Source organism: Ornithinimicrobium sp. (genome assembly GCF_051004135.1).
Taxonomy (GTDB): Bacteria; Actinomycetota; Actinomycetes; order Actinomycetales; family Dermatophilaceae; genus Ornithinicoccus.
Genome location: NZ_JBPCKQ010000147.1, coordinates 1 through 9402, shown reverse-complemented (window position 1 = coordinate 9402; position 9402 = coordinate 1). Strand labels below are relative to the sequence as shown.

11 protein-coding genes are annotated in these 9402 nt (G+C 73.0%); 4 read left to right on the top strand and 7 right to left on the bottom strand.

The window, feature by feature from the left end; all coding sequences use genetic code 11:
• Positions 1-268: hypothetical protein (locus ACR2FV_RS09985; RefSeq protein ID WP_434015546.1), on the bottom strand; the 268-nt coding region annotated here is incomplete at its 3' end.
• Between the two features lie 162 nt (positions 269-430).
• Here ACR2FV_RS09985 and ACR2FV_RS09980 point away from each other — a divergent pair.
• A complete protein-coding gene (locus tag ACR2FV_RS09980) occupies positions 431-1012 on the top strand; it encodes a PPA1309 family protein (RefSeq protein WP_434015545.1) in 582 nt (193 codons plus the stop codon).
• Here ACR2FV_RS09980 and ACR2FV_RS09975 read toward each other — a convergent pair.
• From ACR2FV_RS09975 to ACR2FV_RS09965, 3 genes are read right to left on the bottom strand one after another with little or no spacing between them, the layout of a single operon-like run.
• Entirely contained in the window at positions 1009-2130 is a 1122-nt protein-coding gene (locus ACR2FV_RS09975) for a YlbL family protein (protein WP_434015544.1), read from the bottom strand. The genes ACR2FV_RS09980 and ACR2FV_RS09975 overlap by 4 nt on opposite strands.
• On the bottom strand, positions 2127-2558 hold the full coding sequence (locus ACR2FV_RS09970; RefSeq protein ID WP_434015543.1) for a molybdenum cofactor biosynthesis protein MoaE: 432 nt from the start codon (positions 2556-2558) through the stop codon (positions 2127-2129). Before ACR2FV_RS09970 ends, ACR2FV_RS09975 begins: the two co-directional genes overlap by 4 nt.
• 58 nt (positions 2559-2616) lie before the next feature.
• On the bottom strand, positions 2617-3714 hold the full coding sequence (locus tag ACR2FV_RS09965) for an NAD-dependent epimerase/dehydratase family protein (protein WP_434015542.1): 1098 nt from the start codon (positions 3712-3714) through the stop codon (positions 2617-2619).
• 89 nt (positions 3715-3803) lie between these two features.
• Here ACR2FV_RS09965 and ACR2FV_RS09960 point away from each other — a divergent pair, with 89 nt between their 5' ends.
• The 3 genes from ACR2FV_RS09960 (at position 3804) to ACR2FV_RS09950 (ending at position 6618) form a co-directional block, all read left to right on the top strand.
• Positions 3804-5198, top strand: a complete 1395-nt coding sequence (locus ACR2FV_RS09960) for a zinc-dependent metalloprotease (protein ID WP_434015541.1) — start codon at positions 3804-3806, stop codon at positions 5196-5198.
• Between the two features lie 164 nt (positions 5199-5362).
• Positions 5363-5536 carry a DUF5679 domain-containing protein gene (locus ACR2FV_RS09955; RefSeq protein WP_434015540.1) on the top strand — a complete coding sequence of 58 codons (174 nt, stop codon included), beginning with the start codon at positions 5363-5365 and terminating at the stop codon, positions 5534-5536.
• A gap of 146 nt (positions 5537-5682) precedes the next feature.
• Positions 5683-6618, top strand: coding sequence for a hypothetical protein (locus ACR2FV_RS09950; protein WP_434015539.1), 936 nt, complete (start codon positions 5683-5685; stop codon positions 6616-6618).
• Here the strand turns inward: ACR2FV_RS09950 and ACR2FV_RS09945 are convergent.
• From ACR2FV_RS09945 to ACR2FV_RS09935, 3 genes are all read right to left on the bottom strand, one after another.
• The gene (locus ACR2FV_RS09945) at positions 6540-6878 is read right to left on the bottom strand and encodes a WhiB family transcriptional regulator (protein ID WP_434015538.1); all 339 of its coding nucleotides are present in this window, start codon (positions 6876-6878) and stop codon (positions 6540-6542) included. The genes ACR2FV_RS09950 and ACR2FV_RS09945 overlap by 79 nt on opposite strands.
• A gap of 146 nt (positions 6879-7024) precedes the next feature.
• The gene (locus ACR2FV_RS09940) at positions 7025-7225 is read right to left on the bottom strand and encodes a hypothetical protein (protein WP_434015537.1); all 201 of its coding nucleotides are present in this window, start codon (positions 7223-7225) and stop codon (positions 7025-7027) included.
• A gap of 102 nt (positions 7226-7327) precedes the next feature.
• The gene (locus ACR2FV_RS09935) at positions 7328-9394 is read right to left on the bottom strand and encodes an ATP-dependent DNA helicase UvrD2 (protein ID WP_434015547.1); all 2067 of its coding nucleotides are present in this window, start codon (positions 9392-9394) and stop codon (positions 7328-7330) included.
• Positions 9395-9402: the final 8 nt, after the last annotated feature.

Sequence of the window (9402 nt, the reverse complement as noted above, 5' to 3'; positions counted from 1 at the left end):
GGGGGGGGGGGGGGGGTAGGCGGCCACCGCCCACGCCACCGGCAGTGTCGCCACCGGTGGGGCCGGGCACTCCGCTGGGGCCGAAGGCACCGGTCGGGTCGCCGGATGACGCCGAGCTGCCGAGAGGTCCTTCACCCGACCGGTCCGCACCGAGGTCGTCGTCGCGAGGGTCCTGCTCGCGAGGGTCCTGCTCGCGAGGGTCCTCGTCGCGAGGGTCCTCGTCGCGAGGGTCGTCGCTCCGGGGCGGGGTCCCGTCGTCCTGACTCACTGCAGACCTGCTCCTGTGACTGTGAACTCGCCCACCCCGAGGGGGTATGCCGGATGCGTGCTGGGGCCACAACGTAGCCGACGATCCTGACAGGGCCGCGACCGGCGTGTCCCGCCAGAAGGGCGGGGCCACGCCGGTGGACACCGGTGAGACGATTCGGGGGTGTCCGACCAGATCCCGACCCTGCCCTCGTCCCCTCCGCCACCCCCGCCGTCGCCCTTGGTTGCGGCTGCTGCAGACACGGAGCGTCATGTCGGCCGCGCGGGCTGGGACCAGCCTGCGCGGCTGTTCGCGCTGGTCCGGACCGCCGAGCTGCTGCGCCGGGAGCCGGCTATGGGTGAGCAGCTCCGGGACGCCGACCCGCGAGGCTTCACCGCGGTCGAGCAGGAGGGTCTCCCCCGCACCGCCGACCTGGAGTCCATGCTCGCGCGGGTGGCCTGGCCCGCGGAGGTCGACGGTGCCGCGCTGTCGGTGGAGCGCCTGGTCGTGCCCCCCGAGGCCGAACGCGACCTGCCGCAGGACCCGGACGCGGCGGCCGCCCAGCTAGCTGGCCACCCGGGCCGTCAGGACGTGCGGCTGCTGGTCGCCGTCACTCGGGAGGGAGAGTCGATCTGTCTGCTGCGGCAGCGGGCGCACGACCACGACGACGCGGTGGCCGTCGGTAAGGACATCTCCCCCGGTCTGCTGCATGCCCTCGCCCTGACCCTGGAGGATCCGGGTCCGCCGGCGGCGCCAGCGCGCTAGGAGACCTCGCAGGTCGGCAGGCCGTCGGTCTCTCCGGAGGCCAGCGCCTCCACCACCTCGCGGGCCTGCGCGAAGTCCTGCACGCTGGCGACCGTCATCCCGTCGGGCTCGTGACCGACGACCTCGCCGCAGTTGTCGGCGGGGGCCAGGAAGTAGTCCGCCCCGGCCCGGTCCGCACCGATCATCTTCTGCTGGATGCCACCGATCGGCAAGACCGTGCCCTCCGAGGTGATCGCGCCGGTCCCGGCGATCTCCTGCCCCCCGGTGAGCTCCCCGGGAGTCAGGGTGTCGTAGAGCGCCAGGCTGAACATCAGCCCCGCCGAGGGCCCACCGACGTTGCCCGCATCGATGGTGACCTCGTAGGGCAGCTCGAAGTCGGAGGCGAGGTAGACCCCGATGATGGTGGGTCCCTCGGACTCCCCCTCGGGCGCGTCGCCCTCGCCGGTGGGCACGTCGATGCTCCGCTGCTCGCCGTCGCGGACGAGCTCGAAGGACACCTCGTCACCGGGGTCGAAGCCCTGCAGCACGTCCCGCACGTCGTCGGGGGTGGCGATGTCCTGACCGTCGACGCTGCGCACCTCGTCGTCGACCCGCAGCACGCCGTCGGCAGGGGCGTCCACGATGACCTGGGCGACCTTGACCTGCTCCGGCACCGTCTCGCCGAGTGCCCGCAGTGCCACCACGGCCGCACCCTGCTGGGAGTTCTGCATCAGCTCGACGTTCTGCTCGCGGATCTGCTCGGCCGAGACATCCGGGGGGAACACGTCCTCCTCGTCCTGCACGGCGGTCGTGGGGTCCACCAGGGCAGCGAGCCAGTCCCACGCGCTGACCGGGAAGCGCGGACCCCCGCTGAGCGTGATCGTCGTGAAGTCCAGGCTGCCGGAGGTGGGGTAGGTCTGCGCGCCATCGACCATGACGACCGGATGACCGTTGAGCTCCCCGAGCGTGTCGTAGGCAGGGCCGGGCCGGTAGATCACCTTGGGGACCTCGACCAGGTGCAGCAGGGCCACGGCGGAGACTCCGAGCACCACCAGGACCAGAGCGAGCCCCGCTCGCACCGAGATTGCGGTGTGCGCCGGCCGAGGGGCGGGCGACTCGGCCCGTTCGGACCCGCTCACAGCCCGACCCACTCGTGCTCCCCGTCGGCGAATGCCTGGTCCTTCCAGATCGGCACCTGCGCCTTCAGCTCCTCGATGAGCCCGCGAGCACCGGCGAAGGCCTCGGCGCGGTGCCGCGCCGACACGACGCAGAGCACGGCGAGATCGCCCACCGCCAGCTCGCCCTCCCGGTGGACCGCGGCGACCCCGCATACTCCCGGCAGTGCCGCCGTGCGCTCGGCGACGGCACGCAGGATCTCCGCGGCACGGGGATGGGCGGAGTAGGTCAGCGAGGTGACGCCGTCGCGGCCGCCGTCGTGGTCGCGGACCGTGCCGACGAACGCGACCACCGCGCCGGCGTGCCGATCGCGCACCGCTGCCAGGGCGGCGTCGAGGGACAACGGCTCACCCTGGACCTGCGCCAGGACCGGGACGCTCGACGTGCTCACCCCATCATCATCGGTCATCCGACCTGGACGCCCGCTGGGAGTCGCCGACGGCGCTCCCTCATCGCTTGCGGCGGCGGCGCATCAGGGCCGCCGTGGCAGCCACGGCGACCGCAGCGCTGGCGGCACCGGCCGCGCCGATCGCGGCGTCGCGACGCTCCACCCGGCGCGACATCACGGCGTGCCGACCGCTCACCGTCTCGAGCAGGATGCTCAGGCACGTCGGGTTGTCGTATGCGGGGTACCACCCCCGCGCGGTGAGCGAGTCGGTCGAGACGACCCACGGGTAGCAGACGTAGGCCAGGTCGGTGGCCGGCACAGGGATGACGCCGAGCCGGTGCAGCCGCTCCGCGGCACCCTCGGCCGCGGCCGGCGCGAGCTCCACGTGGCGCATCCCGGAGATCTCCTCGACCTCCTGCTGGGTCAGGCTTCCGTCGGCGCCCACCCCGACGACGTCGCCGAGCTCGCCACGGATCACCATGGAGACCGCGGTGGCCAGGTCCTCGATGTGACAGAACTGCCACGCGGGCGTGCGCCCCCGCAGGGTCAGCAGCCGGGGCGCCTCGAAGTGCCGGGAGATGATGGTGTCCACCTGCGGTCCCACGAGCGCGGCAGGACGCACCGAGGTCACCCGAAGGCCGGGGTGCACATCGCGCGCGACCGCGACCAGGTGCTCCACCTCGACCAGGTCGGCGACGATGCCCTCCGCATCGTCGGCGACCCGCGCTGCGTCCTCCGGCAGCGGCACCGGGTTGTCCTCCCGGGCGCCGAAGACCATGGCGCTGGTGATCACCACCAGGTGCGCGACGCCGGCAGCTGCGGCGGCGGTGGTCAGGGTCTGCATCTCCCGGATCAGCCGGGCCCGCCGGGCAGCCGGCGGCTCGGCGAGCGCGCGCGCCAGGTCGGCGTCGTAGGCGAGGTGCACCAGGGCGTCGATGTCCCCCAGCGCGGTGACCACCGACGGGGAGACGATGTCGGTGAGCCGCCAGTCCACGTCACCGGCCGTGCCGGAGCGGTCGTCGAGGCCGACCATGCGGTCTCCCGCACGGGCGAGCTCGCAGGCCAGCACCTGACCCACCGGCGAGGCCGCCCGAGTGACCGCCACCCGCGCTGCCCCTACCCGGGTTCCGGGGAAGGTCGGACCGACGTGGGAACTCACGGGCCCTCCTTGTGGTTGTCTGGGTGTAGGACCCATCCTGTCAGCACCGTCCTGCGGATGCACCACCCGATGAGGAAGGACCCCCAGCCGTGTCGAACCCCGACCGACGCCCGGACGAGCCCCCGGAGGACGATCCACTCGCCTCCCTGTTCGGCGGCTCGGTGCCCCCGGAGATGCGCGAGGCCCTGCAGTCGATGGGCCTGGGCGACCTCGATCCCGAGCAGGTGCGCCAGATGCAGGCTCAGGTTCAGGCCATGATGAGCAGCAGCGATGACGGTCCGATCCACGAGGAGCTGGCCCACGACACGGCCCGCGCGGTGGTCGCCCAGCAGGGCGACGCCTCGTTGGGCCAGGGCACTCACACCGACGTCCGAGAGGTGGTCCAGGTGGCCACCCTCTGGCTCGACGCGGTCACCGACCTGGCCCCGCCCGAGGGCACCGGCACCGCGCTGAGCCGGGCCGAGTGGGTCGAGCAGACGTTGCCCGTATGGCGTTCGCTCACCCTCCCCGTGGCCGAGGGGGTCCGCGACGCGCTGACCGGAGCCATGCGCGACCAGCTGGCCGAGCTCGCAGACCAGGACACTCCCGTCGCGCTGCCGGGGGTGCCCCCGGGGATGAACCCTGCTGCGCTCATGGGGCAGATGGAGCCGATGATGCGCCGGATGAGCGGTGCGATGTTCGGTGCCCAGGTCGGGCAGGCGGTGGGCACACTGGCCGGTGAGATCGTCAGCGGTACCGAGGTGGGTCTGCCCCTGTTGCCGGGCGAGACGGTCGCGCTGGTCCCGGCCAACGTGGCCGCCTTCGCCGAGGGCCTGGAGGTCGACCCGGGCGAGGTGCACCTCTACCTGGCCGTGCGCGAGGCGGCGCGGGTGCGGTTGTTCGCCGGAGTGCCCTGGCTGGGTCCACAGCTGCTGGCGTCCGTGCAGGACTACGCCCGGGACATCCGCATCGACACCGACGCGGTCGAGGAGGCAGTCCGCTCGGCGAGCCCCGGGGACCCCGAGGCCCTGCAGGAGGCGCTGTCCGGATCGTTGTTCACCCCGGAGCCCAGTCCCGCACAGCGGGCGGCGTTGACCCGGCTCGAGACCTATCTGGCCCTTGTCGAGGGCTGGGTCGACGTGGTCTGCGAGCGGGCCACCACCCCGCACCTGCCGCACGCGGCCGCGCTGTCCGAGGCGGTCCGGCGGCGCCGGGCCAGCGGTGGCCCCGCCGAGAAGGTCTTTGCCTCGCTGGTGGGCCTGGAGCTGCGGCCACGCCGGCTGCGTGACGCCGCAAACCTGTGGTCCGCGGTGGAGTCCGCTCATGGTCCCCAGGTCCGCGACGAGTCCTGGGCACACCCTGACCTTGCACCCACCGCTGCCGACCTCGACGACCCGTTGGGCTACGTGGAGCGCCGTGGCGGCTCGGTCTCCGACGACGCCGACGGCGCACTGAGCGCCGAGCTGGAGGAGATGCTGCGGCAGGAGGGCGGGCCCTCGGCCTGACCGGCCCACGGAGTCCTGCGGTGCGCCCGACACGCCCTGGCCGGGGTGAGCGGTTCATCGCCCTCCCGAGCACGCCGTCGTCTATGGTGGGCCCGACGGTCGGGTCCCGGGGACCCGCGCATCGCCGGGTGAGAGCCGCCCGGCTCGGACCAGGAGGTACACCCATGGCGGAGAGCAACGAGACTTATCAGGGCGAGTTCTACTGCGTGAAGTGCAAGGAGAAGCGCGAGGCCGAGGGACGAGTCGTCGAGACCAACGGCCGCCGGATGGCCAAAGGCACCTGCCCGGTCTGCGGCACCAACCTCAACCGCATTCTGGGCAAGGCTGCCGCTAGCTGAACATGCCGTGAACGACGGCGCAGTGGTCGGGTGGCAACGCCGCCCGACCACTTTGTCGTCGTCCCGTGCCACCGGCACGCGTGCGTCGCAATCCGGCCTGTGGACAGCGCACAGCGGTGGGCGTGCCCCGGTGACAGTCTCGGCGAATGGTTGCCGAGCGCCCCGACCCACCTCCCCGCGCGCCCTCTCCAGGCTATCGGCCACAGCCCGTCCCCCGGGCGGTGCGCCGTGGCGACGACGAGGTCCAGTTCGGGCTCGACCCAGACCGCGGCATCGTTCTCGGCGGGCTGAGTGAGACCGAGGCCGCCTGGCTGGTGTCGCTGAGCGGTCATCTCACCGAAGCCGGACTGACCCGCTCCGGTGCCCGGTGGGGAGTCGACCCAGGGCGTCTGAGCGAGCTGGTGGACCTGTTCCGGGCACATGGGCTGGTCGTGCCGGACCACGTCGACCGGGAGCGGCACACCGGCCGTGTCGTCGTGCAGGGCACCGGGCCCGTCCCTGCGTTGCTGCGTGGGCAGCTGCGCCGCTGTGGAGTAGGCCAGGTCGAGCCGGCCTTCCTCGCCGGCCGACCGCCTGACCTCGTGGTGCTGGTCGCCGCCGACGCCGTGCCTGCCCACGAGTCGAGGTGTTGGGCCGGCTCAGGGGTGATGCACCTACCCGTCCTGATCCGGGGTGAGCGAGGCCTCGTCGGTCCGTTGGCGGGCCGCCCGGGCGATCCCTGCCTGATCTGCCTGGACCTGCTGCGCCGCGATCAGGACGCGGGGTGGCCGCGGTTGCTGAGCCAGCTCAGCGCGCAGGGCCCCGAGGCGCACGCTCCTGTCTGCGCCGATCCTGCCCTGGCCACGATGCTCGCCGGTGTGGTGGCCATGCTGGTCCGCGCCCACCTGGATAACCTCCCTGTCCCGGCGGGGGTGACCTGGGAGATGGCCTTGCCCTCTCCCGCGATCACCGCCCGCCGGTGGAGCGTGCACCCGCTGTGCCCCGCGCACTCGCCAAGCCTCGGTCAGGCCGCGACCGAGCTCTTGCGTGGGCGTCCGCGAGGCCGCTTGCGGGGCACCACGACACCCGCGAGCACGAGCTGACCCCCCCAGACGCCCCACGGCTCGCTGCGCTCGAGCGCGCCGGCCAGGCACTGCTCGCGCAGCGGGCAGGGCAGGCAGAGCGCCTTGGCGGCCTCGACCTGCTCAGGAGGCTCGGCGAACCACAGGTCGGGCGGATGCTCATGGCACGGCAGGGCCGACGGAGCCGGGTGCCGGTCGGTGGCGACCGCGTGGGGTGACACGCTGGATCCTTCCTGGTCTGCGCGAGCGAGGGGGCGGGCGGTGAGCTGCGGCGTGGTCATCGAGGTCTCCGGTATGAGGGACGGATCCGCGAGTGCCGCCGGCTCGGGCTGCGTTGCTGGCCCGGCTGAGCAGACAGAACGGCCGCGGATCCGCGTCCTTGGGTGGACGGGGCTTCCGCGGCCGGTGGGAAGGGAGTCTCGCTCGGCTAGAGCCGCATCGAGATCCAGCTGCCACGCGGGCGCTGCGCCCCGTCGGGGGCAGGGTCGGTGAACGGTGCAAACATCGGGTCGTGGTCGCTGCCGGCGATCCACGCCACCCGAAGGCGCCGGGAGCGGGCGAATCCGAGGGTGGATCCGCCGCGCACGCCATCGCGCCGTGCCTCGTTGAGGTAGCTCATCGTCTCCACGGTCTCCACCCTCCTCTCACGCTGCCTGCTCCCCCACCGCCGCATGGCTTGTGGGCTGGACACGAATGAGCGTACGCCCACCCGTGCAGGGGTGCAATGCATTTATCTCGACTGCCTCGCGTGCTCGCCATCGGGTGTCCCGGCCATGATGTCCAGCACCGCCGCGCCGTAGAGCTCGAGCTTGCGGTCACCGACCCCGCTGACCTCTGCCAGCGCAGCCAGGTCACGTGGCCGCTGCTCGGCGATGGCCGTGAGCGTCGCGTCCGTGAAGACCACGAAGGCCGGCACTCCGGCGCTCGTCGCGGTTTCGATCCGCCAGGTCCGCAGCCGCTCGAAGGTCGCCTCGTCATACGTGGCCGGGCAGCGGTCGCAGCGACCGACCTTGCGCTGGGCAGCGCCCATCAGGTCGCCACCGCAGGTGCGGCACACCCGTGGAGTCCGTGCCCTGCTGCTCCGCCGCCGGCCCTGGACCTCCCGCTCCGTCGCGGGAGCGCCCGCCCCCGAGCCCAGCATCGAGGCCGCCGGGGCCAGGAACCGCGAGGGCTTGCGACCGGCCCTGCCCCCGGAGCTGCGGGCCTGCGCCCAGCTGAGGCAGATCCCCTGGCGGGCGCGGGTCAGGCCGACGTAGAGCAGTCGCCGCTCCTCCGCGATCCGGGCCTGCGTGTCGGCCATCGAGATGGGCAGCAGCCCCTCGCTGCACCCGATGAGGAAGACCTGGGTCCACTCCAGCCCCTTGGCGGCATGCAGTGAGGCCAGGGTCACCCCCTCCACGGCCGGGGCGTGCTGCTCGGCGGCACGCCGGTCCAGCTCGGCCACGACATCGCCAAGACCCGTGGCCGGATCCTGGGCCGCGAGGTCGTCGACCAGGTGGACCAGCGCCTGCAGGGACTCCCAGCGCTCCCGGGTGGCTCCGGTCCCGGTCGGGGGCTGCGGCCCCCAGCCGGCGCCGGAGAGCACGTCGCGCACCCGGTCGACCAGCGGTGTGACGCTCTGCTGGGCGTGCACCTGGCCGCGCAGCAACAGGATCGCCTGCCGGACCTCGACCCGGGAGAAGAACCGCTCGCCACCGCGGACCAGGTAGGGCAGGCCCGCGTCGGCCAGGGCGCTCTCCACGGCCTCGGACTGGGCGTTGGTGCGGAAGAGCACCGCGATCTCGCCGGCCGGCGTCCCCTGCTCGATCACCCGGCCGATCGCCGCGGCGACACCCTTGGCCTCGGCCCCGTCGTCCGGGTATGCCGTCAGCACCGGGGGCGGCCCCGGCTCCTGCTGGGACTGCAGCCGGCCCGCGTCGCCGGGCAGCACCAGGTTGGCCAGTGCCACCACCTGCGGGGTGCTGCGGTAGTTGCGCACCAGGCGGACCGTGCTCGCGTCGGGGTGGCGCTCGGCGAAGCCCCGCAGGTGGTCGGCGGAGGCCCCGGTGAAGGAGTAGATGGTCTGCGCCGGGTCGCCGACCACGCACACGTCGTCGCGGTCCCCGAGCCACAGCTCCAGCAGGTGCTGCTGCAGCGGGTTGACGTCCTGGTACTCATCGACCACGAAGTGGCGGTACTGCCCGCGCACGGCCTCCGCGACCTGCGGGTGCTCGGCCAGCAGACCCACCGTGAGTAACAGCACGTCCTCGAAGTCGATGACGTGCCGCTCGGCGGTGATCTCTGCATACGTCTGCATCAGGCGAGCCATCGCGGTGCCGTCCAGGCCGGCCGGTCGACGCTGCAGCTCGCGGGCGAGCGTCGGATACCGCTCCGCGGTGATCATGCCCACCTTGGCCCATTCCACCTCTGCGGCGACGTCGCGCAGCTCGGTGCGGTCCAGGCGCAGCCGCAGCCGGCCGGCGGCCTCCGCCACCGCCGACGCCTTGTGCGCGAGGATCTGCGGGGGTGGACCGCCGATCGTCTGCGGCCAGAAGTACTGCAGCTGGCGCAGCGCCGCGGCGTGGAAGGTGCGCGCCTGGACACCGGGAACCCCCAGCGCCCGCAGCCGGGTCCGCATCTCTCCGGCGGCACGGGCGGTGAAGGTCACCGCAAGCACCCGGGGGGCGGTCAGCGCCCCGGTCCACACGCCGTAGGCGATGCGGTGGGTGATGGCTCGCGTCTTGGCGGGGCGCGCAAAGGACAGCACCACCACCCGGCCAAGAGGAGGCTGGGCGAAAACACAACCCTCCGGGTGCACGAAGAGAA

Coding starts and splice junctions, on each gene's coding strand:
- ACR2FV_RS09955 (WP_434015540.1), top strand. CDS start 5,363: ATGGCGGAGAGCAACGAGACTTATCAGGGCGAGTTCTACTGCGTGAAG.
- ACR2FV_RS09950 (WP_434015539.1), top strand. CDS start 5,683: ATGGTTGCCGAGCGCCCCGACCCACCTCCCCGCGCGCCCTCTCCAGGC.
- ACR2FV_RS09945 (WP_434015538.1), bottom strand. CDS start 6,878: ATGACCACGCCGCAGCTCACCGCCCGCCCCCTCGCTCGCGCAGACCAG.